Here is a 22,612-nt window from a genome sequence, read left to right as displayed (position 1 = left end):
TGTTTTTATCATCATTAATTAGGATTCCTATTATCAAATGAATAAAATGAATGAATTTATAAAAAAGTGAACATAAAGGTCAATACTCTACTCCTTTATTAAAAATACTTTGTGGTGATTTTTCACAAAAACTAATTTGAAAACCACTATGAGCAAAAAACATTTACAACCCCTACTTACAGTATTTATAGCTATTTCACTTATTATTACCAGCTGTAGTAAAGATCATGACGACCATGTTACCCCCACACCTGTTGTGGATCTGTATCAACGATACTTAGCTGCAATTGATGATGCAATGGTTTCAGACAGCAGCGAAATTATTGATACATTACAACCAATAATTTCAAGCAATCAACTATTGAAGTGGAAGATAATCAACGGACAAACCTATGTATTAATGGCCACCTTCATGAAATACCCATCCAGTTATCCGGAAGGTGATTCTATCACCAATACATGGGGAGAATCATGGCTTTTCATACCAGAGCAAATGAAGAGAAGAATAATGTCGGACCTCCATTCAGATACAGATACCATTAATCGTATCAGTGAAATGCTGGGGCTACCGCCTCATTACAGTAAGAGTAATACACATATTGCTGAGATGTGGGTAAAAGCTGTAAGATTATATCGTCCTGCCGGCAATCCGGATATTACAACCACCACAACAGGCGCTCCGCTAATTGTTAATGCACCTCAGGATTATTCCTCCTGGTTTAATAACTATATCATTTATGCTTACTATCGGTATCTTTCAACCTCCTTTGATTATCATTATCCATGGACAAGGTTGGGATATACCTATGACTGGGCACCTGGTAAAAAGAAAGTAGGGCTAAGTGAATATGTACTAATGCCATCTTCTGGCTGTTGGGTAGAGAAAGTGCGGACTGCCGATGATTACTTTAAACAATAAGATAATTCAGAACGGTTGATTAGCTACAATGGTCAACCGTTCTTTTCTTCTCCCAGAAACTCTCGGAACCAATAACCGGAAGACTTGATAATTCTCTGCTGGGTTTGAAAATCTACATACACTAATCCAAAACGGGCGCGATATCCTTCTGCCCATTCAAAGTTATCGGTGAGCGTCCAGGCGAAATAGCCATCTACCGGAATTCCTTCCTGTCTTGCTTTTAATACACCCTGGAGGTATTCCTGATAATAGGAAATTCTTTCATGATCCAATACCTGCCCCTCTGAAAGTGTATCAGTAAATGCAGCCCCTCCTTCGGTAACAATCAATCGTTTAATGGATGGATACGCTGCAAACTGTTTTAATATTTCATATAAGCCATGGCCATTAATTTCCCATCCAAGCCCCGTTACCGGCACCTGGCGGTGTTTTGCCTTAACCTCTGCTATTCGTACAACAGGCATGAAGTAATTGTACTTAACAACAAGTGGGAAATAATTTTGTACCCCAATAAAATCGAAATCAAATGCGAGGTTATCCCAATCGCGCCACAAGGCATATCTTCTTTCAATGCGTTTCAACAAAGGAAAATCCGCTGTCGGATAACCCATTCCCAACGTTGGTTCGAGAAATAAACGGTTAAACAACGCATCTGCGCGCCGGGCGGCCTTCAGATCAGCTTCGCTATTGCTATTCGGGATAATCTGGGAACAGGATAAAGCAGTTCCAATTACGGCTCCTTTTACGTCTTCCCTTAATACTCTGGCAGCAGCAGCCTGGGCCAACAAGGCATGATGTACTGCCGGTAAAAACCAGGATAGTCCAAATTTGCCCGGTGCATGTACTCCAAGCATATATCCCAGAGCTGTGAATCCGAAGGGTTCATTTAAAACAATCCAGTGCTTTACTTTACTCCCAAATTCCCTGGCGCATACTCTTGCGTATTCTTCAAAGGCAAATACGACACCCCTGTGACTCCATCCCCCCTTTTTTTCAAGAGCATCGGGTAAATCCCAATGATAGAGTGTAACATAAGGTTCTAAGCCAACTTCAAGGCAGGCATCTATTACATTATTATAGAAGTCAATACCTGCCTGATTTACGGTACCCGTACCATTAGGTAAAATACGAGACCAGGCAAGTGAAAACCTAAAAACAGTGAACCCTAATAATTTAGCTAATAATATATCCTGTGTATATCTGTTGTAGAAGTCTGTAGCAATCTGAGCATGGCTGCTATCTTTAATCTTTCCTTTTCGGCCAGAAAAAGTATCCCAGATAGAAAGTCCTTTACCTTCAGCATCGAAGGCCCCCTCATTTTGAAAAGCAGAAATGGTAACTCCCCAAAGGAAATCATCACCAAAATCTTTGCGTGTAATCATTTGCAAGCCCCATTTATTGGAAAATTCCGCAAAACGATTGCAGTTTACGACAGTTTTTTGTGAAATGCCTTAAGTGGATTGTTAAAAAAGCATTATATATTGGAGATATGAGAATTTGATGATTATCTGGGAAACATGGATGGTATATCTTTATAATCGCCATTATAGCGCTTCCCGTTAACAAAAAAGGTGGGAGTGCCGTTTACCCCACTTCGGACACCACTTTCAAAATCGTCATTTACCCGGATAAGTAAGCTTTTATCTTCCACATCTTCACTGAATTTATGCAAATCCAGATCCAGGGTTTTGGCCAATCTTACCAGTAGCCCATCATTTAAGGCCGGCTGATCATCATAAATAGCATCGTGCATATCCCAGAAACGATTTTGTCTGCCTGCTGCTTCCGCGCTTAAGGCGGCATCCAGTGCATATTCATGAGCCTCGGTTAAAGGAAAATGCCGAAATACAAACCTGAAACGATTTTCATATTCATCTAGCCATTGCTTAATGATATAGTAGGCTTCCCTGCAAAAGGGGCATTGAAAATCTCCATATTCAACTATCTCAATAGCAGCATCTTTGGGGCCTAAGGTATGATCCTGTGAACTCACAGCAGGAGTAAGAGTAGCCATATCAGTTAGATTTTATGTCTTCCAATGCTTTAATAATACCATCGGCACCCGGATTTTCGCCAATAGGTGATAAGTAACTCCACTGAATGATCCCATTGGCGTCTATAACAAACAGGGCACGCTGGCTAATTCCATTATCGTATACCCCATACAGCCTGGAAACCTCTCCTTTGGGTTCAAAGTCTGAAAGCAGATCGAAATTAAGCTGCCTGACTTTGGCAAAAGCCTTATGACACCAGGCACCATCTACAGAGATACCAAGCAACTCGGCATTATATTTTTCGAAATATTTTAACATCTCGTTGTAAAGAGTCATTTGATCGCTGCAAACTGGGCTCCAGTCTGCCGGATAAAATGCGAGTATCACATTTTTGCCTCTCAGATTACTAAGTGTAACACTGCGTTCGGGTGTTGCGCTTAAAGTAAAATCAGGTGCTTTATCTCCTTTTTGTAACATAAGTGGAAAGGTTGATGGACTTATATAACAGCAGAGGTGTAATAAAGTTTCATAGAAACAAAAATACCACGGTGGCGGGACCGTGGCTTTTTGTATGGTTATATTGCTCGCGTTTATCCTTTAACTTTGATTCGTAATGTATCTTTTGTCTCCATTTGTGCACGACCTTCAACAGTTATCGTATTATTCGCTGCCTTGGTTGCTAAAAACACAATACCTTCTTTAGCAGCCGAACCATAAATAGCTACAGCATTTTCAGATTTCACTACGTTAACTGATTCTATTTTTTCGGGATGTGAATCGAAATAATCTATTGCCTCTTTAGTAGCAAGCTGACCATCTATTAAAAGTAATCTCTTGCCAACCAGATTTCTTAGAGAGGTTTCAGGGCTGCCCCCACCAACTACGACCTTTGTCTGATCGTTGGCCACTCCTCTCATTGTTACGGCAATAGTACCTTTAGGTAACTCCGGTCTTGCTTCTCCATCTTTTAATATCACAACATCAATTATCCCACCTTTTGCTTCATCTCCGAATTGTTTAATGTAAGGCTTCATTTGGTCCTCCGCTTTTATCACATTTACCGACTTAATTCTGTTTGGGTCTACGTTATCCAATTCTTCTTTAGAGATGCGTTTCCCATCAAGCAGATACAATGGAGGCATTACTTCTGATATCGTTACAGACTTAATTACAATATCATTCGCTTTATTAGCCTGAGGTGTTGTTGTTACTTTAATCGTTGGCGCAGGTGTTGCGGTATCTTTTGCCGGAGTGAATAAGGTGATTGAATTCTTTATTGGTTCCGGAACAAAATTGTAGGAGGTAATTGAAGATGCCCTGCTATAATTTAGTAATAGAACCAATCCGCCAGCTAAAGAACCTAACACGAGGTACCTCACCAGGTGATAACGTGAAGATCGCTTACTGTTCATCATAAAAATCCTGTTTTTTAGGTGTGAGAAATTAAAATTGTTTGCGATGGCCGTCGCAGTTGGGATCCCACTTACTTTTATTAAGTTATATTGGTAAGACACTTTATCTACACCTTGTTGGAGTAAATACCTGTCGGTAATAAACTCCAGGTTTTCGCGTATAGCAGATTTCATTAACCAGGCACCAGGATTAAACCAGTAGAAAACATTATTGATTTCTCCTATTAATACATCAAGTGTATGCCATTGCTTCACGTGTACTGATTCATGAAAGATGATGGATTGTAATTCTTCAGGTTGATGAAGAGTTGGATTGATATAAATATGATGGAAGAAAGAAAATGGGTTGATAGCTTCTTTTAAAATCTGAACGGTTGTTTCCCCAAGTTTTCCTGTTTTTGATTGTCTGTGAATGCGCCTTAGCGAATAAAGTTGTATTGCCATTTTAAAGCCCATTACCACTACCCCTATCCAAAATATATACACCAGCAGCATCCAGGCATTAAATTGCTCAGAAGAGGCTTTAAATCGACTCAAATCCGGAATATATACCATAACAGTTCCGGTAAGGGTTTCATGTTTGTTTATAAATGCATTTACATCAATAAATGGATAAACAGCCGAAAACAATATCCCACCTAACAAAAACAGACGGTTCAGCGTATAAAATGTAAGACGTCGGAGCCCCAGACGATAGGCCAGAAAGAACAATGATAATGCAATGTTGGCCTTTAGCAGATAAATCAAAATAGCAGGAATCATAGTACTGTTATTTACCTTTCTCTATCATATTTATTATTTCCTTCAACTCATCCGGACTAATCTTCTTTTCCTTCGCAAAAAATGTCACCAACTCTTTGTATGAGTTTTCAAAATAGTTTTTCACAAAACCATTCATAAATTTCTGTTTGTATGCCTCTTCAGCTATCAGTGGCGTGTATTCATACACGTTCCCTATTTTCTTGCTTTCAAGAAATCCTTTTTTCTCCAGATTTTTAATGGTTGAGGCTAAAGTGGTATATGGAGGAACCGGAGCCGGGTGGGCTTCTAAAAAGTCTTTCACAAACCCTTTACCCATCTTCCAAATGGCTTGCATTGCAAGCTCTTCCTGTTGTGTTAGTTTTTCCATGATTACTTCAATTACGAAACTTTCGTAAATCTACGAACATTTCGTAATTAAACAAATTTTTTTTTGAGTTTCTCGCAAAGGGGCAAAGAAGCAAAGACGCAAAGAAATTTTATAAGAAGCAAAGGATCTAAGCAAATGTTTTTAAGGATTTCTGATTGGTTTCTTTTTTAATAAAAAACCTTTCAGCAGTTCTTAAAAACACTCGCTTAGATCCTTTGCTTCTTATAAAATTTCTTTGCGTCTTTGCTTCTTTGCCCCTTTGCGAGAAAAAAAAAACGAGCAACGCGAGTTTATTTCAGAATTTCTTCCAGTTTAGCTGCCAGATCTTCACCCCGAAGATTCTTGGCTATAATCTTTCCGTTAGGATCGATCAATACGTTTTGAGGAATTGCTCTGATACCATAAAGATCTGCAACTGTGTTTTTCCAGCCTTTGAGATCAGAAACGTGAGTCCAGGTAAGCTTATCCGCATCTACAGCAGCCAGCCATTTCTCTTTTTTATCATCGAGAGATACACCAAGTATTTCGAAGCCTTTTGATTTGAACTTGTCGTAAGCTTTAACCACATTCGGGTTTTCTGCACGGCATGGACCGCACCAGCTAGCCCAGAAATCAACCAATACATATTTTCCACGGAAAGAAGCCAGGCTGATATCTTTTCCAGTGGCATCTGCCTGTGAAAATTCCAAAGCTGTCTGGCCAACTGCGGTTTTACGTGCAGATTCGAGACGTTTTGCGAATTCTTTACCTGAAGGGGAATGTTTTGCTTCTTTGCTCAGTTTCTTAAATAATGGAGTAACCTCTGCCGGTTTAAGATCATATCCGGCCAGTTGATTCAGCAAAAACATTGAAATTGGAGAAGATGTATTCTTTTTAAAGAAGTCGCTTTCAATTTTCTTTTCTTCAGCATCCAATTCATCAAATTGAGGTTCCAGCTTCTTCATTCCTTCCTCATCCTTATTCTTGGAAAGCTCTCTGTATTCCTTTTGCAATGCAGATGCTCTTTCGTTTACATCTTTCAGTAAGTCGTTCAGCTTCTGATAATCGTCATTTGCCTTAGAACCCTTAACAGTAGCTTTACTAATAGAATCGGTAGTATTAACGGTAATATTGCCTTTATCGATAAATAAAGCCAGCATATCGCGGCCCATGGATACTTTTTCAGATCCCTGGCGCACCAGCATCAGGCTGGCCATATTAGCCTCTTCCAGATTACCTGAGAAAGAGAATTTTCCATCCTTTACAACTGAACTATCTATATAATTCTCTCCAGCCTTACGCATTCTGAGGTAAACGGTAGCCGGGTTATCCTGGTTGGTCACTGTTCCTTGTATGGTAAATGGTTTGCCAACAGGGCTTTTCTTCTCTTGAGCAAACATCACTGTTGGAGCCAACAACGCAATACCTACGATTAATTTTTTCATTGGTTTTTGTTTTACAATAACAAAATTGTAGAATCGGCTGCTTAAAGGCAACCTGATTTTGATAAGCGGCTATTTTAGTAACTCCTGTAATTTCTGTTCCAGTTCAGGCCCACGAAGGTTACGGGCGATTATTTTCCCTGAAGGATCTACCAGGAAATTGGTAGGAATAGACTGTACTCCATATTGTAGTGCAACCTCATTTCCCCAACCTTGCAGGTCAGAAACCTGCGTCCATACCAGCCCATCCTGATCTACAGCTCTTAACCATCTGTCGCGGTTATCGTCTAATGATACCCCCAGAACAGTGAAGTTCTTATCTTTATATCTATTATAAGCCTTTACCACATTAGGATTCTCCTGGCGGCAAGGACCACACCAGCTAGCCCAAAAATCGACCAGCACATATTTACCACGGAAAGATGACAATTTAATTTGCTGTCCTTTGGTATCCTGCTGCGAAAAATCATCAGCCAGAATATTAAGACTATTTGCTTTTACAGATGCGAGGTAAGCCGTTACTCCCTGTCCGTACATACTTTGCTGAATACTTTTATCCAAAGTATTATATAACAACTGAAATTCGCTGATATCCATTCTGCCACGTAATTCATTCATCATCAGCCAGATACTGGCTAAGCTACGAGGGTGCCCCTGCACAAAATCCTTCCCGGTCTTAATCAAATCTTCGTTAAACGATTCCGCTTTTTTACGGAAAGCATTCTTGGATGGTTCATCTTCCGGATTAATTGCTTTAGCTTCTGCATTTAAGCTCTGTGCACGTTTAATCATCGGCGCCAATGCTTTCTGATATTCCTGCATCGCCAATGTATTATCATTTCCCTTTACACTCGAAGCAATGGGATATGTATCCAAAGTTGTAGTGAAGTGAATTGGAGCTTCTCCTGTTACAAATAACATTGGATATGGAATTCCTTCAAGAATCAGTGCATAAACTGAAGGTTCTTTACCATGCTTCACCTTAAAGGTGAATTGATCGTTCTGGATTTTCACAGAATCGTCAGGATTATTATCCCTATCATCGTAGAGGTAAATTGTCTTACCATTTCCTCCTTTAACAACACCAGTAACCTGCTGGGCGTGAGCGCTAAATGCCAACAACGCCAAAACAGCAAACAGAGAAAGCTGTTTCATTAAGAATTAATTTAAATTGATTAGCGGGGTGTAATATACGAAGAGATTCCGGAGCACAAGAAAGGATTAACTGATTTTTATACCTTTAGTTCAAATGGTTACTCTTCCAATGAGTTAGGAACCAATTCAATATAAAAAACCAGTTAATCCTCTTATCTTATTTATGTCGGTTTTTTAACACGTTTATAACGTCCGACAATTGAAAGCCTTTGGCCTGTAAAAGAATCAGGTAGTGGAAAAGTAAATCTGCCGATTCGTTCAGAAACAAGTCATCATTACTATCCTTTGCTTCTATCACTACTTCTACTGCTTCTTCTCCTACCTTCTGTGCAATTTTATTTATGCCTTTGGCAAACAAACTTGCCGTATACGATTTCTCTGATGGATTATTCTTCCTGTCGGCAATAATACCTTCGAGGGTTGACAGGAAATCGTTGCTTACATTCACTTCATCCCAGCAGGTATCGGCACCGGTATGACATACCGGACCAACCGGAGTAGCTTTTATGAGAATTGTATCCTGGTCACAATCTACTTTAAGGTCTTTTACTATCAGGAAATTGCCGCTGGTTTCTCCTTTAGTCCATAAACGGTTCTTAGTTCTGCTAAAAAACGTCACTTTACTATCGGTCATGGTTTTATCCAGGGCTTCCTGGTTCATAAATCCTAACATCAGCACTTTGCTGGTTTTATCGTCCTGAATAATGGCAGGAACCAAACCATCGGATGATTTTTGAAAATCTATTTGCATGTTTACCTGTTAAGAGTTAAAAGCGAATATTCACCCCATTGTTATACAAAAAGGTTTTCAACGCAGGTATTTCAATTTCTTTATAATGGAAAATGCTTGCCGCCAAAGCTGCATCCGCCTGGGCCGTATCAAATACTTCCTGGAAATGCTCCATCGTTCCGGCACCACCTGATGCAATTACAGGTACATTTAAATTTTGTGCCAACTGCGCGGTAATATCCAGTGCAAAGCCTTTCTTGGTACCATCATTATTCATAGAAGTAAGCAGTATTTCACCAGCTCCTCTATCAACAGCTTCTTTAGCCCAATCAAAAGCTTTCACAGTAGTTTTTACTCTTCCTCCATTTAAGTAAACATACCAATCCCCATCTTCATACCTGGTATCTATTGCCAACACGATACATTGGCTACCAAATTCCCGGCTCAGCTGATCGATCAGTTCAGGATTCTTAAATGCAGAAGTATTTACCGAAATTTTATCTGCGCCCGATTGTAATAGCACGCTTACATCTGCCACTGAAGAAATACCTCCACCTACAGTAAAAGGAATATTAATATGACGTGCAATATCTATTACTAATTCTGCAAGCGTTTTACGGCGTTCATTTGTTGCAGTGATATCCAGAAACACCAGTTCATCTGCTCCCTGTGCTGCATATAAAGCCCCTAATTCTACCGGATCACCAGCATCGCGTATATTTTCGAAATTAATTCCTTTAACGGTTCTCCCGTCTTTAATATCCAGACACGGTATAATACGTTTTGTCAACATATCTCAATGTTTTACAGGAATGTTTTTAATTCGTTCAATGAAATTTTGCCTTCATAAATGGCTTTACCAATAATGGCACCACTACAACCAATTTCCTGCAAAGCTGCTACATCTCCAATATTGCTTACTCCACCTGACGCAACAAAATTGATTGCAGGAAACTGCTCTAATATTTTTTTATACAAATCGGTTGAAGGTCCTTGTAACAGGCCATCCTTTGCAATATCTGTACAGAAAATATTTGTTACTCCGGCAGCTATATTACTTTTTAGAAAATCGAATACAGACAAAGAAGTTGTTTCCAACCAACCTCCTACTGCAATCATTTCCTCTTTTACATCTGCTCCCAGGAATATTTTATCGGCACTATATTTATTTACCCAGCTAAAGAAAATCTCTGGGTTCTTCACTGCTACACTTCCAATAGTAGCTAAGGCAGCTCCACATTCAAATACGATATCAATATCCTTATCGGTTTTGATTCCTCCGCCAAAATCTGTGATCAGGTTTGTTTTACCGGCTATGTTTTCCAACACCTTCCAGTTTACCACTGCACCTTTTTTAGCGCCATCAAGATCTACCAGGTGCAAACGTTTTACTCCAAGATCTTCAAATTCCTTTGCTACTTCCAAAGGATGTTCGTTATAAATCTTTTGTTGATTATAATCTCCCTGTGTTAGTCTAACGCATTTACCATCGATAATATCGATGGCTGGTATTATTTCAAATTTTTTAGAAGTCATTGGTCTGTTTACCTGGTATTCCATTCTGATAAAGGAGATACCGTCTTTAATGAAGAAATCACCATTTTTGGTGTAGCCTAGTTTATCGTAGAAGCTAACTGCAGTATCCCGGGCATTGCACCAGAGCAATGAAATATTTTCGTTGCTGCAAATGGAGGTCAGATGAGCCAGGATCGCTTTGCCAAAACCTTTACCCTGAGCAGCAGGAGTGGTAGCCAGTTTCCGAAACTGTGCCGTACCTCTCCCCAAAAACAGTGATACAACTGTTACCAATTCCCCACCTTCAAAAACACCAAAGTGAAGACCATTTTCATCGTCTTCCACTTTTACTGCATCTAATGAATGGCCTGGATATAATACATCTCTTCTCAGCTGCAAGGTATCATCTGCACTAATTGATCGTATTTGCATACTAAATATTCAGAAAGTTTTGAATAATACGGGCTCCATCTTCCGCCGATTTCTCGGGGTGAAACTGCACCGCATAAAAGTTATCCTTCTGTAATGCAGCACTGTAGTTGATCACATAATTAGTGATGGCCACAGTATCGGAGCATAAAGCGGCATAGTAGCTATGCACAAAATACATATAGGAGTTTTCAGGTACATGCTCAAATAATACGCTGTGTAAACCGGCAATATTATTCCATCCTATCTGAGGTATTTTAAGCAGATTTTCAACAGGAGATTGAAAACGTTTTACCTCTGTATCAAATACACCGATACAAGGAGTATCATTTTCTTCTGAGTATTTGCAAAGCAACTGCATACCCAGACAAATACCCAGTACCGGTTGTTTTAAATCGGCGATCACTTTATCAAGATTTCTTTCCTTCAGGTAGTTCATGGCAGTACTAGCTTCTCCTACCCCTGGGAAAATCACCTTATCGGCAGTTCTGATTTCTTCATGATCATCAGTAACAATACCATTGACGCCTAAACGCTCCAATGCAAATTGCAGGGAGCGTATATTACCGGCATTATATTTAACAATAACTGTTTTCATATCAAATTTACTACCTGATACTACCAATAAAATCCTTAATCGTCTTATTGATGTCTTTACTTTCTGCTACTGCTTTAATAAAGGCAGTTCCAATAATGGCACCATTTGCATTGGCGGCAGCAGCATCGAATGTTTTCTTGTCTTTAATCCCAAACCCTATCAGAATCGGATTCTTGAGTTGAAGATTTTTCAGACGTTTGAAGTAGGCACTCTGATCGCCCATGTCTTTATCTTTACCGGTGGTAGAAGAAGAAGAAACTGCATATACAAATCCTCTGCTCAGACTATCGATCTTTCTTATTCTGGCTTCACTTGTTTCCGGAGTTACCAGGAAGATAAAGTGAAGGTTGTGTTCTTCAAATAAGGTTTTGTATTCACTTTCGTATTCGGCCATCGGAAGGTCTGGCAAAATTACACCATCAATTCCTAGTTCTGAACATTTTTTACAAAATGCTTCAATTCCATATGCCATAACGGGATTGAGATATCCCATAAGAATAACTGGTACCTGTATTTCTTTTCTGAAGCCTTCCAACTGTTGAAATAATACGGGGATGCTCATGCCGTTCTTCAGAGCCAGGGTGCTACTATCCTGAATCACCGGGCCATCGGCCAGAGGGTCAGAGAAAGGCATACCCAGTTCAATTACATCTGCGCCTGCGTCCTGTAAGGATTTCATAATTGGCAGCGTAGAATTCAGCTCAGGAAATCCGGCTGTGCAATATATATTTAAAACGCCGTTAGGCTTTTTGGCAAAAAGTTGATCAATACGGTTCTGCATAATCTAATTTTATTTAGTCATGTGACTGATATAGGTATTCAGATCTTTATCACCACGGCCAGATAGGCAGAGTACAACATTATCTGATTTCTGCAGTGGCAGATCTTTCAGTTTTGCCAATGCGTGGGCCGATTCCATAGCTGGAATAATTCCTTCCAGTTTACTCAGTTCATATGCTGCAGCCAAAGCTTCATCATCGGTAGCCGACAGAAACTGGCCTCTTCCTGTTTCGTAGAGGTGTGCATGCATAGGGCCAATACCAGGATAATCCAATCCCGCAGAAATAGAATGCGGTTCAATGATTTGTCCGTCGCTGGTTTGCATCAGCAGTGTTTTGGCTCCATGAATGATACCCAGATGGCCTAGTTGAGTGGTTGCAGCTGAGAAACCACTATGTACGCCCTTTCCTCCTGCTTCTACTGCCACTATTTTCACGGAAGGTTCATCGAGGTAATGAAAGAATGTACCAGCAGCATTACTACCACCACCAATGCAGGCGATTAAGTAATCCGGCAATTCGCTCCCGGTTTGCTCTTTAAGTTGTTTTCTGATTTCTTCGCTGATCACAGACTGAAATCTGGCAACCATATCGGGGTATGGATGAGGGCCGGATGCTGTTCCGAGGATATAATGAGTATCTATCGGATTATTAATCCAGTCGCGGATTGCCTCGTTGGTAGCATCTTTCAAGGTCTGACTTCCACTGGTAGCGGGAACTACTGTAGCACCCAGCATTTTCATACGGGCTACATTCGGAGCCTGACGTTCAATGTCAATGCTTCCCATGTATACTACACATTCCATGTTCATGAGCGCACAAACTGTAGCAGTAGCCACACCATGTTGCCCTGCACCGGTTTCAGCGATGATACGGGTTTTACCCAAACGCTTTGCCAGTAATATCTGACCAATGGTATTGTTGATTTTATGTGCACCTGTATGATTCAGATCTTCTCTTTTGAGATAGATATTAGCCTGATATTTTTCAGATAATCGTTGTGCTAAATATAAAGGAGATGGGCGGCCAACATAATTACGTAGCAGCGCATCAAATTCCTGTTGAAAAGACGGATCGCTCAGGATTTGAAAATATTGAGTTTGTAACTCCTCTACATTAGGATACAACATCTCAGGGATATATGCACCTCCAAACCTACCATAATAGCCATTCTTATCTACATGATATTTGGAGTTGCCAGTATTGATCGCAATATCCATGACCGGTTATTTAGTTGTTGATGATTGAATTTGTTTTACAAAATGGGTAACCAGTGGGATGTTTTTTACTCCCGGGCTATCTTCAAACTTGCTATTCACATCTACTGCAAACATGGCAGGAAGATCTAACGACAATAGTTCTTCAGCCTGGTTGGGAGTAATACCTCCACTTAACAAAAACGGATGATTAAACGGATAATCAGACAAGAGTTGCCAATTAAATTGCTTGCCTGTTCCACCATACGAATTAGGAGCCGCCGTATCAAACAAAAAATAATCTGTTACTGGTAAAAATGGTGTCAGCATTGCTTCCCACTCCATATCCTCTCCTATTCTGAATGCTTTGATCACCTTTACATGCTCTCTTACTGCAGCACTAAACTCAGGCGATTCGTCGCCATGCAACTGTACCATATCCAATCCGTAGTCTTTTACCGTTCTAAGGATTTGTTCGAGCGAGGCATTTACAAATACCCCTACTTTTTTGATATCGGTAGTTTCACGAACCGAACGGGCATCAATTTTATTACCAGCAAAACGTGGTGATCTTTCGTAGAAAATCAGGCCTGCATAATCTACTTTGTTATCGACCAACGATTTCAGATCCGAAATTTTTGTTATACCGCAAACTTTAATCTGCATACTTTATTTTTTCTGTTGCAATGCATTCATTGTAGTCACAAACTGCTCAAATGCGTGTGCCGGATTGCTCTCTTTCATAAAACACTCCCCTATCAGAAATCCCTGGAAACCGGCTTGTTTTAAAGTAACAATTGCTGCCGGATCACTGATTCCACTTTCCGCAACCTTTATCTTATCATCAGGAATTTTAGGTGCCAATTCACAGGAGCGATTAAAATCTACCTTAAAGGTAATCAGGTCACGATTATTTACACCTACCAGGTGTGTGTGTGCAGTGATTTTTTCCAATTGAGGTTCGCTGTGTACTTCCAGCAAAACTTCCAATCCCAGGTTATGGGCAAAAGCTGCCAGTCGGGCTACTTCATCAGCTTCAAGGCACTCTGCAATCAATAGAATCACATCAGCGCCAATAGCTTTAGCCTCCAGAATCTGATATTCATCTACTACAAAATCTTTCCGCAGAATCGGTATCTGATTTACACCTCTTGCTGCAATCAGGTCGGCAGAAGAGCCGCCAAAATATTTCTCATCTGTCAGTACAGATAAACCGGAAGCTCCGTAACGGGCATATGCAGTAGTTACTTCTTCTACAGTTGCATTTCCGTTGATCATTCCCTTTGAAGGTGAACGGCGTTTAAACTCTGCAATTATGCCGGTTCTTTCAGGGTTTTGCAAAAACTCACGTAAGGATAAAGCTGTACGTTTGAAAGCTGGCGATTGGCGTAACACTTCTTCACTTCTCTCTAATTTTCGTGCAGCCACTTCTATCTTCTTATGTGCTACTATTTCTGCTAAAATATTTTTCATGAATGATTCTCAGACTATGATTGCAGGGCAATCAGTTTTTTAAATGCATTATGTGCGTTACCGGATTCCAATGATTCTACTGCTGCAGCAAAGCAATCGTCGTATGATTCATGCTTGCCCAGGGTATAAAGGCCCATGGCCGCATTGGCTAATACTACAGAGTTCTGAGCCCAGGTTCCTTCGCCCTTTAATATTTTCATAAATATTTTGGCTGCATCTTCAACAGAGTTGCCCCCATAAATATCCTCAGGATGAACTTTACGTTTACCTAATTGCTCAGGCGTCCAATCTTGTTCTCCGTCGTTTGTAATTACCTTAGTATCGGCAGTCAGTGAAATTTCATCGTAGCCATCCAGACTATGCACAATTACAAACTTCTTATCTGTCTGTTGGAAAAGGTAGTTGTATACTCTTCCCATTTCCAGGTTGTATACCCCAATCAGCTGATGCTTTGCAAATGCAGGATTCACCAATGGACCCAGCATATTGAAGAAAGTGCGAACACCCAGCTGTCGACGTACCCCTGCCACATTTTTCAATGCCGGATGAAATAATGGTGCATGCAGGAAGCAGATACCTGCTTCTTCCAGCTCGCTCTTCAGCTTAGCATCATCGTTTTTGAATTTATATCCTGCTGTTTCCATCAGGTTTGAAGCTCCGCTTACCGATGATACGCCGTAATTACCATGTTTGGCAACTTTAGCACCAGCACCGGCTACAATAAAGCACGACAAAGTAGAAATATTAAATGTATTTTTTGCATCTCCACCTGTTCCTACAATATCAAGAACGTCGTAACCATTCAGATCTATCGGTACGCAAAGCTCCAGCAGCGCATCGCGGAAGCCAAGTAATTCGTCGATCGTAATACTGCGCATCAGGAATACAGTCATGAATGCCGACAGCTCACTTTCGTTATAGATCCCTTTTGAGATATTTGTCAGGATATCTTTTGCCGCTTCACGGCTAAATGTTTTATGTTCGAATAAATAATTCAGTATCTTTTTCATGTTTGCAACTTTTATAAGTCTTACTATTCAATAACCTTCCCTTAGTTATTTAACCAGTTCCTTACAATCTGTTCACCCTGCGGAGTTAGTACGCTTTCGGGGTGAAACTGTACTCCGCTTACATCGTATTTGTTATGTTGAACTGCCATTACATAACCTTCTGCATCCTTAGCTGTAATCAGCAATTCAGCGGGTATAGTAGCTTCGTCAACTACCCATGAATGGTAACGACCTACTTTAAGTTGCTTAGGTAATCCTTTGAACAATCTGCCATTGTCGGAAATAATATTTACATCTGTTGCTACTCCGTGGTATACCTCTTTCAGATTGATAAGAGAAGCTCCAAATGCCTGTCCTATTGCCTGTTGACCCAAACATACCCCAAAGATGGATTTAGTAGCAGCATACTCTTTAATGAGTGGTAGTAATAGTCCGGCTTCTTCAGGGATACCAGGACCGGGCGACAGAATTATTTTATCGTAGTCGTTCACTTTTTCCAAAGGAATTTCATCGTTGCGTACAACGGTTACTTTACCATTGATGATTTTTTCTACCAGGTGAACGAGATTATATGTAAATGAGTCGTAGTTATCGAAAACAAGAATCTTCATACTAGATGTTTTGTGCCAGGATAATGGCTTGTTTTAATGCATTTAGTTTATTGTTCACTTCTTCCAGCTCTGACTGTGCAACAGATTTTGCAACTACACCAGCACCAGCCTGATAATAAAGTGTATTCATTTTGCTGAGGATAGAGCGGATCATGATTGCATGATTGAAGTTGCCATCAAAACCAACAGCACCGATACATCCACCATAGAATCCTCTTGCAGTAGGTTCGTACTGATCAATGATTTCCATAGCTCTGAATTTCGGAGCTCCGGAAAGTGTTCCGGCCGGGAAAGAAGAAGCCAGTAGTAGGAATGGATTGAGAGTAGGATCTACCTTTCCGATTACTTCACTAACCAGGTGAATAACGTGAGAGTAGTAATGCACTTCTCTGTAAGAGGCTACTTCTACTTCTGTTGCATTGCGGCTAAGATCATTACGGGCCAGATCTACGAGCATTACATGCTCGGCATTTTCTTTAGGATCTTCGAGTAATCTGTCTGCCAGCATTTTATCCTGTGCGTCATCCCCGGTTCTTTTGAAAGTACCGGCAATTGGATGTATGGTAGCTTTTCCGTTAGCAATTACTATCTGCGCTTCAGGAGAGGAGCCCATTAATTTGTAATCGCCGTAATCGAAGAAGAAAAGATAAGGAGAGGGGTTGATGGAGCGGAGAGCGCGGTAAACGTTGAATTCGTCGCCTTTGAAGGATTGTTGGAAAGACCTGGAAAGTACTACCTGGAAAACGTCGCCGCGGAAACAGTGTTGCTTGCCTTTCTCGACCATTTGTTTGTACTCTTCGTCGGTCATGTTGCTTTGCTCTTCTCCGACAGCCTGGAATGGATACCCTGGTGAGTCTTTGTGGCGGATGAGAGATTCTATCAGATCAAAGTCGCTATCCAGTCCGTCTATCTGATTCTCACATAAATAAAGTTCGTCTTTAAAGTGATTGATAGCGATGACGTATTGATAGAACCGGTATCGCATTAGTGGAATATCATTTCCACCTTTTTTATCTTTATTAAAGTTGATGGTTTCAAACAGTTGTACAGCATCGAAGGTAGTATATCCAAATAAGCTCTGAGCCGCTGCTACCGGGTGTTTTCCTTCATAGGAAAAATTACCCAGGAATTTCCCCAATTCATCCAACACCTGTTGTCTGTTATTTAATTCTTTTCTTTCAACTGGCAGATTAGGGTATTTAAACTCAAACTTAGTAGTAGAGGTAACTTCAATACCCGCTATTGGTTTTACACAGATAAAAGAATAACTATTTTCACTTGCCCGGTAGTCGGTGCTTTCCAGCAGAATAGAACCTGGAAATTTATCTCTGAGTCGTAGATATATTCCCACTGGAGTAAATATATCTGCCAACATCTTCTTGGATCTCGTTTTTACTTGGATGGTACGCATGATGTATTGGGTGAAATGTTAGTTTTTTTGATTGAGAATGGCCTAAAAAGGCAGAAGGCCCGCTGTGTAACAGCGAGCCTTCTGACAAAATATATTTCTATACGAAACATGGCACTGTAACACAGATCAAGGATTGATTCCGTGCCACCACCAATGTTTGTTGATATTTGTATTGATATTTTGCATAACGAGAACAAATTTGTAACAATTTTCTTATAAATGCAAATTTTTTTTTGTTGTTTCTCGCAAAGGCGCAAAGATTAATATTAAGAAGTATAAGAGTTTTTTTATAGAGCATAAAGATCGGAGCGAATGTATTTTCAAGGGTTCTGAATGATTTCTATTATTATTGAAATCTATTAGAAGATCTTAAAAGATTCGCTCCGATCCTTATGCCCCTTAATATTAATCTTTGACACTTTGCGTGAAAAGCAAGCCAGCGAGCTATAAAACCCCTTTTGTTGAAGGAAGCTGCATATTATACGGATTGCGCTTCACAGACATTTTAATTGCCTTGGCAAATACTTTGAAGATAGCTTCTATCTTGTGATGCTCATTTTCCCCTTCCGCCTTAATATTAAGGTTAGCTTTAGCACCGTCTGAGAAGGATTTAAAGAAATGATAAAACATTTCTGTAGGCATCTCTCCTATCTTCTCACGCCTGAACTCGGCATCCCATACCAGCCAGTTGCGGCCACCGAAATCGATAGCAGCCTGTGCCAGACAATCGTCCATTGGCAGGCAGAACCCATAACGCTCGATACCGCGCTTATCGCCCAGTGCTTTCGCAATGGCTTCTCCCAAGGCAATACCTGTATCTTCAATAGTATGATGCTCATCTATATGCAAATCTCCCTTGGCGGTAATATTAAGATCAATAGATCCATGCCTTGCTATCTGATCGAGCATATGATCAAAGAAACCCAAACCAGTATGAATATTAGCTTTACCCGTACCATCCAGATTCAGTGAAATGCTAATATCAGTTTCGTTTGTTTTTCGTATATGCGTTGTAGTTCTAAGACCCAATTTCAGGAATTCGTAAATCCGGTTCCAATCGGTCGATTCCAGTGCGATTACCTCTTTCAGCATCGCTACTGAATCGCTGATCTCAGCACCTCCAAGTCCGGTTCCTTCATTGAGCCAGATAGCTTTTGCACCCAGGTTTTTTGCCAACTCCACATCTGTAATACGATCTCCTATTACAAAAGAATTAGCCAGGTCATAATCACCATTCAGATATTTAGTGAGCATACCGGTACGAGGCTTGCGGGTAGGCGCATTATCGGCCGGCAGTGAACGATCAATAAACACTTCATCGAACTTCACACCTTCATTTTCGAACGATTTCATGATAAAATTCTGGGCGGGCCAGAAGGTATCTTCCGGGAAAGAAGCAGTACCTAAGCCATCCTGGTTCGTAACAATCGCCAGTTCATAATCCAGCTCGGCTGCAATCCTTGCCATGTTTACAAATACCTTTGGATAGAACTCCACTTTCTCCAGGCTATCGATCTGATAAGTTGGCGGCACTTCTTTGATTAGCGTGCCATCACGGTCTATAAAGAGCACTCGTTTCATGCAGTTACAGATGTTTCTTTTGATAGATGAAAAGATTTCAAGGCTTCCAGTAAGCGTACATTTTCTTCAGCTGTGCCGATAGTAATACGCAGGCACCCCAGGCATAACTCCACTTTACTACGATCGCGCACTACAATACCCTGTTCTACCAAATATTCGTAAATACCCTTAGCATCGGTTGTTTTAACAAGAATAAAGCTGGCATCACTAGGATAGATATCAACAATCATAGGCAACTGAATCAGCGCAGCCGATAACAGATCACGCTCAATTACAATTTCACGGATCCATTCATTTACCTGACTTACATTATCCAGCGCCTGCATAGCCAGTTCCATCGTAGCCTGACTAATATTATACGGTGCTTTCACCTTGTTAAAGGTGTTGATAATATCTTCTCCGGCAAAAGCCATCCCAATACGTAATCCGGCTAATCCCCAGGCTTTCGACAGCGTTTGAAGTACTACCAGGTTAGGGTATTCCGTCAATTCCTGAATGAAAGTTTTATGACGGGAGAAATTAATATACGCCTCATCCACCACCACAATCCCATCAAAATTATTCAACAAAAGCTCAATATCTGATCTGTTGATAGTATTACCGGTAGGATTGTTAGGAGAGCAAATAAAGATCAGTTTAGTATGTTCATCAATGGCTTGCTGTAAAGCAGGAATATCCAGTTGAAATTCCGGTGTTAAAGTCACTTTACGGATTACAGCATCATTGATATGTGCACTTACCTCATACATGCCATAAGTGGGAGGACAAAGGATTACGTTATCCACACCCGGATTAACGAAGCAACGATATAACAGATCGATAGCTTCATCACTTCCGTTACCGATGAAAATATTTGGAGGAGGAACTCCTTTTACATCCGCCATCTTGTATTTGAGCTTCCATTGCAGCGGATCGGGATAGCGATTGTAATTTACCGGTAATGGAGAACCAAAGTTGTTTTCATTGGCATCCATGAAAACTTCTGCTTTGCCCTTAAACTCGTCACGAGCGGTTGAATAAGGAACCAGTTTTTTTATATTATCCCTTGTAAGGGCGTTTAAATCAAACATTCTATTGCTGTTTAGAGATGATCAAATAGTAGATAAACGGATGCTTACAGCATTTTTGTGGGCATCCAGTCCTTCTGCCGCAGCCATAGCCTCAATAGTCGCACCAATGGCCTGCAAACCGGAAGGTGATATTTGCTGAAAAGTAATCTTTTTTACAAAACTATCTAATGATACCCCACTATACGCTCTGGCATATCCATTTGTTGGCAATGTATGATTAGTTCCTGAAGCGTAATCACCGGCACTTTCGGGAGTGTAGTTACCGATAAAAACAGAACCTGCATCTGTTACTTTTCCTGCAACATCTGCAGCATCCATACAAGCCAGGATTAAATGTTCAGGAGCATAAGTGTTTAACAGCTCCATTGCGGTATCTATATCCTTTACCAGCACCATCTTACTATTGTCTAAAGCTCCGGTTGCAATATCCTTACGCGGAAGCTTTGCCAATTGGGCATCCAAGGCATTAGTAACATTGGTGATCACCTGTTCGCTGGTTGTTACCAGCAACACCTGGCTATCAGGCCCGTGTTCGGCCTGCGAGAGCAAATCGACAGCTACAAAATCAGGCACACAGGTATCATCTGCCAATACCGCCACTTCAGAAGGACCTGCAGGCATGTCTATCGCTACTCCGCTTTTATTTACCAACTGCTTGGCGCAGGTTACATATTGGTTGCCCGGCCCAAAAATCTTGTATACCTGTGGTACAGATTCGGTACCATAAGCCATTGCGCCAATTGCCTGAACACCACCAATAGTAAATACCTTATTGATCCCTACCAATTGAGCTGTATATAGAATAGCCGGATGCAGGGAAGGTGTACACAAAACAATCTCTTTACAACCCGCCAGCTTAGCCGGAATTCCCAGCATCAGAATAGTAGAGAACAGCGGGGCAGAACCTCCGGGAATATATAACCCTACTTTCTGAATAGCCACCGACTTGCGCCAACATTGAACTCCAGGCATTGTTTCAATAACCTGTGATTGTTCCTTCTGAGCGCTATGGAATTTGGTGATATTACTTGCAGCCTGTTGTATGGCCGTTTTTAAAGCTGGATCCAGTGTGGCAGCAGCAGCAGCAAAAGCTGATGCAGGAACCTGGAGATCTGTTAAATTCACCTTATCAAATTCCGCGGCGAATTTCCTGATAGCCTCATCACCGGTAGCACGTACTTCAGCCAGGATAGCAGAAACCTTAGCTTCCAAAGTAGAAGTATCCATTACAGGCCTTTGTACAATACCCGCCCATGTTGAAGTATCAGGATATTTAATTACTTGCATGACTCTTCTTTTTAGATCACCATTTTTTCAATCGGTACAACCAGAATTCCCTGAGCACCAGCAGCTTTGAGGCTTTCAATGATATCCCAGAATTCATTCTCACTTAATACAGAGTGTACCGAGCTCCATCCGGCTTCGGCCAAAGGCAGTACTGTAGGACTTTTCATACCAGGCAGCAATCCAATGATCTCAGTAAGTTTATCGTTTGGTGCGTTGAGCAAAATATACTTGGTATTCTTTGCCTTCCTAACAGCCTGAATGCGGAACAATAACTTATCCAGCAATTGTTGTTGAGCAGGCTGAAGATCATGACAAGCCGCCAAAACAGCTTCAGATTTCAACACGGTTTCTACTTCTTTTAATCCGTTCATGAAAAGAGTAGAGCCACTGCTAACGAGGTCGCAGATCGCATCAGCCAGTCCGATGCCTGGGGCGATTTCGACAGAACCACTGATTTCATGGATTTCGGCTGAAATACCATTGCTTTTTAAGAAATCACCAACAATTACCGGATAACTGGTAGCAATCCTTTTGTTGTGCAGGTCCTGGATGCCGGTGTAGTCGAACGATTTTTCGACTGCCATAGATAAGCGGCACTTACCGAATCCCAATTTTTGTACGATGTTGACCTGTTTTTGTTTTTCCAGTACAACGTTTTCGCCCACAATACCAATATCAGCTACTCCATCCTCAATGTATTGAGGAATATCATCGTCGCGCAGGAAAAATACTTCCAACGGGAAATTGCTGGCTTCTGTTTTCAGCTTATTAACACCGTTGTTGATGTCGATGCCGCATTCCTTCAGGAGTTTGATGGAATCTTCGTGGAGGCGGCCGGATTTCTGGATTGCGATCTTGAGTTTCATCCCGGATTAAAATAAAAAAGGGCTTA

The 22,612-nt window shown here is 40.9% G+C and carries 23 protein-coding genes; 1 reads left to right on the top strand and 22 read right to left on the bottom strand.

All coding sequences use genetic code 11. From position 1 onward, the window contains the following. Positions 1-148: 148 nt before the first annotated feature. Positions 149-919, top strand: a complete 771-nt coding sequence (locus DVR12_RS17320; protein WP_116977047.1) for a hypothetical protein — start codon at positions 149-151, stop codon at positions 917-919. 32 nt (positions 920-951) lie between these two features. Here the strand turns inward: DVR12_RS17320 and DVR12_RS17315 are convergent, their stop codons facing one another. The 22 genes from DVR12_RS17315 to hisG all read right to left on the bottom strand — a co-directional run bounded on the left by DVR12_RS17315 (position 952) and on the right by hisG (position 22,586). Beyond that, on the bottom strand, positions 952-2,301 hold the full coding sequence (locus tag DVR12_RS17315) for a GH1 family beta-glucosidase (RefSeq protein ID WP_116977046.1): 1,350 nt from the start codon (positions 2,299-2,301) through the stop codon (positions 952-954). A 122-nt stretch (positions 2,302-2,423) separates the two neighbouring features. Beyond that, positions 2,424-2,933, bottom strand: a complete 510-nt coding sequence (locus DVR12_RS17310) for a DsbA family protein (protein WP_116977045.1) — start codon at positions 2,931-2,933, stop codon at positions 2,424-2,426. A 1-nt stretch (position 2,934) separates the two neighbouring features. Further along, positions 2,935-3,390, bottom strand: coding sequence for a redoxin domain-containing protein (locus DVR12_RS17305; protein WP_116977044.1), 456 nt, complete (start codon positions 3,388-3,390; stop codon positions 2,935-2,937). Positions 3,391-3,503: 113 nt separating this feature from the next. Beyond that, a complete protein-coding gene (locus DVR12_RS17300) occupies positions 3,504-5,087 on the bottom strand; it encodes a M56 family metallopeptidase (protein ID WP_233522417.1) in 1,584 nt (527 codons plus the stop codon). Positions 5,088-5,094: 7 nt separating this feature from the next. Then, positions 5,095-5,454 (bottom strand): BlaI/MecI/CopY family transcriptional regulator, encoded by a 360-nt coding sequence (locus DVR12_RS17295; RefSeq protein ID WP_116977043.1) that lies wholly within the window; start codon positions 5,452-5,454, stop codon positions 5,095-5,097. Between the two features lie 290 nt (positions 5,455-5,744). Beyond that, positions 5,745-6,878 (bottom strand): AhpC/TSA family protein, encoded by a 1,134-nt coding sequence (locus tag DVR12_RS17290; protein WP_116977042.1) that lies wholly within the window; start codon positions 6,876-6,878, stop codon positions 5,745-5,747. Positions 6,879-6,947: 69 nt separating this feature from the next. Continuing rightward, positions 6,948-8,030: a TlpA disulfide reductase family protein gene (locus tag DVR12_RS17285; RefSeq protein ID WP_116977041.1), complete on the bottom strand. Its 1,083-nt coding sequence runs from the start codon at positions 8,028-8,030 to the stop codon at positions 6,948-6,950. 157 nt (positions 8,031-8,187) lie between these two features. Then, positions 8,188-8,781, bottom strand: a complete 594-nt coding sequence (hisIE, locus tag DVR12_RS17280) for a bifunctional phosphoribosyl-AMP cyclohydrolase/phosphoribosyl-ATP diphosphatase HisIE (RefSeq protein ID WP_116977040.1) — start codon at positions 8,779-8,781, stop codon at positions 8,188-8,190. A 16-nt stretch (positions 8,782-8,797) separates the two neighbouring features. Further along, positions 8,798-9,553, bottom strand: coding sequence for an imidazole glycerol phosphate synthase subunit HisF (hisF, locus tag DVR12_RS17275; RefSeq protein WP_116977039.1), 756 nt, complete (start codon positions 9,551-9,553; stop codon positions 8,798-8,800). Between the two features lie 11 nt (positions 9,554-9,564). Next, a complete protein-coding gene (gene hisA, locus DVR12_RS17270; protein ID WP_116977038.1) occupies positions 9,565-10,707 on the bottom strand; it encodes a 1-(5-phosphoribosyl)-5-[(5-phosphoribosylamino)methylideneamino]imidazole-4-carboxamide isomerase in 1,143 nt (380 codons plus the stop codon). Position 10,708: 1 nt separating this feature from the next. Continuing rightward, positions 10,709-11,302, bottom strand: a complete 594-nt coding sequence (hisH, locus tag DVR12_RS17265) for an imidazole glycerol phosphate synthase subunit HisH (RefSeq protein WP_116977037.1) — start codon at positions 11,300-11,302, stop codon at positions 10,709-10,711. A 10-nt stretch (positions 11,303-11,312) separates the two neighbouring features. Then, positions 11,313-12,083 (bottom strand): tryptophan synthase subunit alpha, encoded by a 771-nt coding sequence (trpA, locus tag DVR12_RS17260; RefSeq protein ID WP_116977036.1) that lies wholly within the window; start codon positions 12,081-12,083, stop codon positions 11,313-11,315. A gap of 9 nt (positions 12,084-12,092) precedes the next feature. Next, complete coding sequence (gene trpB, locus DVR12_RS17255; protein ID WP_116977035.1) at positions 12,093-13,301, bottom strand: tryptophan synthase subunit beta; 1,209 nt, start codon at positions 13,299-13,301, stop codon at positions 12,093-12,095. Between the two features lie 6 nt (positions 13,302-13,307). Further along, on the bottom strand, positions 13,308-13,943 hold the full coding sequence (locus tag DVR12_RS17250; protein WP_116977034.1) for a phosphoribosylanthranilate isomerase: 636 nt from the start codon (positions 13,941-13,943) through the stop codon (positions 13,308-13,310). 3 nt (positions 13,944-13,946) lie between these two features. Next, entirely contained in the window at positions 13,947-14,750 is an 804-nt protein-coding gene (gene trpC, locus DVR12_RS17245) for an indole-3-glycerol phosphate synthase TrpC (RefSeq protein WP_116977033.1), read from the bottom strand. Between the two features lie 14 nt (positions 14,751-14,764). Beyond that, positions 14,765-15,760, bottom strand: coding sequence for an anthranilate phosphoribosyltransferase (trpD, locus tag DVR12_RS17240; RefSeq protein ID WP_116977032.1), 996 nt, complete (start codon positions 15,758-15,760; stop codon positions 14,765-14,767). 41 nt (positions 15,761-15,801) lie between these two features. After that, entirely contained in the window at positions 15,802-16,371 is a 570-nt protein-coding gene (locus DVR12_RS17235) for an anthranilate synthase component II (RefSeq protein ID WP_116977031.1), read from the bottom strand. 1 nt (position 16,372) lies between these two features. Then, on the bottom strand, positions 16,373-17,782 hold the full coding sequence (locus tag DVR12_RS17230) for an anthranilate synthase component I family protein (RefSeq protein ID WP_116977030.1): 1,410 nt from the start codon (positions 17,780-17,782) through the stop codon (positions 16,373-16,375). A gap of 444 nt (positions 17,783-18,226) precedes the next feature. Continuing rightward, positions 18,227-19,363, bottom strand: coding sequence for a bifunctional histidinol-phosphatase/imidazoleglycerol-phosphate dehydratase HisB (gene hisB, locus DVR12_RS17225; RefSeq protein ID WP_116977029.1), 1,137 nt, complete (start codon positions 19,361-19,363; stop codon positions 18,227-18,229). After that, positions 19,360-20,433, bottom strand: coding sequence for a histidinol-phosphate transaminase (gene hisC / locus DVR12_RS17220; RefSeq protein WP_116977028.1), 1,074 nt, complete (start codon positions 20,431-20,433; stop codon positions 19,360-19,362). The genes hisB and hisC overlap by 4 nt, the downstream gene beginning before the upstream one ends. A gap of 21 nt (positions 20,434-20,454) precedes the next feature. Next, on the bottom strand, positions 20,455-21,720 hold the full coding sequence (gene hisD / locus DVR12_RS17215; RefSeq protein ID WP_116977027.1) for a histidinol dehydrogenase: 1,266 nt from the start codon (positions 21,718-21,720) through the stop codon (positions 20,455-20,457). Between the two features lie 11 nt (positions 21,721-21,731). After that, complete coding sequence (gene hisG, locus DVR12_RS17210) at positions 21,732-22,586, bottom strand: ATP phosphoribosyltransferase (RefSeq protein WP_116977026.1); 855 nt, start codon at positions 22,584-22,586, stop codon at positions 21,732-21,734. Positions 22,587-22,612: the final 26 nt, after the last annotated feature.

This window comes from Chitinophaga silvatica (assembly GCF_003419895.1).
GTDB lineage: Bacteria > Bacteroidota > Bacteroidia > Chitinophagales > Chitinophagaceae > Chitinophaga > Chitinophaga silvatica.
Note: the sequence above shows the minus strand (reverse complement) of the source record. Positions and strands in the feature narration are given on the sequence as shown.

What these genes read in the sequence shown, in the direction of transcription:
- hisB (WP_116977029.1), bottom strand. Translation starts at nt 19,363, where the DNA reads ATGAAACGAGTGCTCTTTATAGACCGTGATGGCACGCTAATCAAAGAA.
- DVR12_RS17320 (WP_116977047.1), top strand. Translation starts at nt 149, where the DNA reads ATGAGCAAAAAACATTTACAACCCCTACTTACAGTATTTATAGCTATT.
- DVR12_RS17295 (WP_116977043.1), bottom strand. Translation starts at nt 5,454, where the DNA reads ATGGAAAAACTAACACAACAGGAAGAGCTTGCAATGCAAGCCATTTGG.
- trpB (WP_116977035.1), bottom strand. Translation starts at nt 13,301, where the DNA reads ATGGATATTGCGATCAATACTGGCAACTCCAAATATCATGTAGATAAG.
- DVR12_RS17305 (WP_116977044.1), bottom strand. Translation starts at nt 3,390, where the DNA reads ATGTTACAAAAAGGAGATAAAGCACCTGATTTTACTTTAAGCGCAACA.
- hisH (WP_116977037.1), bottom strand. Translation starts at nt 11,302, where the DNA reads ATGAAAACAGTTATTGTTAAATATAATGCCGGTAATATACGCTCCCTG.
- hisIE (WP_116977040.1), bottom strand. Translation starts at nt 8,781, where the DNA reads ATGCAAATAGATTTTCAAAAATCATCCGATGGTTTGGTTCCTGCCATT.
- trpC (WP_116977033.1), bottom strand. Translation starts at nt 14,750, where the DNA reads ATGAAAAATATTTTAGCAGAAATAGTAGCACATAAGAAGATAGAAGTG.
- hisG (WP_116977026.1), bottom strand. Translation starts at nt 22,586, where the DNA reads ATGAAACTCAAGATCGCAATCCAGAAATCCGGCCGCCTCCACGAAGAT.
- hisA (WP_116977038.1), bottom strand. Translation starts at nt 10,707, where the DNA reads ATGCAAATACGATCAATTAGTGCAGATGATACCTTGCAGCTGAGAAGA.
- hisF (WP_116977039.1), bottom strand. Translation starts at nt 9,553, where the DNA reads ATGTTGACAAAACGTATTATACCGTGTCTGGATATTAAAGACGGGAGA.
- hisC (WP_116977028.1), bottom strand. Translation starts at nt 20,433, where the DNA reads ATGTTTGATTTAAACGCCCTTACAAGGGATAATATAAAAAAACTGGTT.
- DVR12_RS17285 (WP_116977041.1), bottom strand. Translation starts at nt 8,030, where the DNA reads ATGAAACAGCTTTCTCTGTTTGCTGTTTTGGCGTTGTTGGCATTTAGC.
- DVR12_RS17230 (WP_116977030.1), bottom strand. Translation starts at nt 17,782, where the DNA reads ATGCGTACCATCCAAGTAAAAACGAGATCCAAGAAGATGTTGGCAGAT.
- DVR12_RS17310 (WP_116977045.1), bottom strand. Translation starts at nt 2,933, where the DNA reads ATGGCTACTCTTACTCCTGCTGTGAGTTCACAGGATCATACCTTAGGC.
- DVR12_RS17315 (WP_116977046.1), bottom strand. Translation starts at nt 2,301, where the DNA reads ATGATTACACGCAAAGATTTTGGTGATGATTTCCTTTGGGGAGTTACC.
- DVR12_RS17235 (WP_116977031.1), bottom strand. Translation starts at nt 16,371, where the DNA reads ATGAAGATTCTTGTTTTCGATAACTACGACTCATTTACATATAATCTC.
- hisD (WP_116977027.1), bottom strand. Translation starts at nt 21,720, where the DNA reads ATGCAAGTAATTAAATATCCTGATACTTCAACATGGGCGGGTATTGTA.
- DVR12_RS17300 (WP_233522417.1), bottom strand. Translation starts at nt 5,087, where the DNA reads ATGATTCCTGCTATTTTGATTTATCTGCTAAAGGCCAACATTGCATTA.
- trpD (WP_116977032.1), bottom strand. Translation starts at nt 15,760, where the DNA reads ATGAAAAAGATACTGAATTATTTATTCGAACATAAAACATTTAGCCGT.
- DVR12_RS17250 (WP_116977034.1), bottom strand. Translation starts at nt 13,943, where the DNA reads ATGCAGATTAAAGTTTGCGGTATAACAAAAATTTCGGATCTGAAATCG.
- trpA (WP_116977036.1), bottom strand. Translation starts at nt 12,083, where the DNA reads ATGCAGAACCGTATTGATCAACTTTTTGCCAAAAAGCCTAACGGCGTT.
- DVR12_RS17290 (WP_116977042.1), bottom strand. Translation starts at nt 6,878, where the DNA reads ATGAAAAAATTAATCGTAGGTATTGCGTTGTTGGCTCCAACAGTGATG.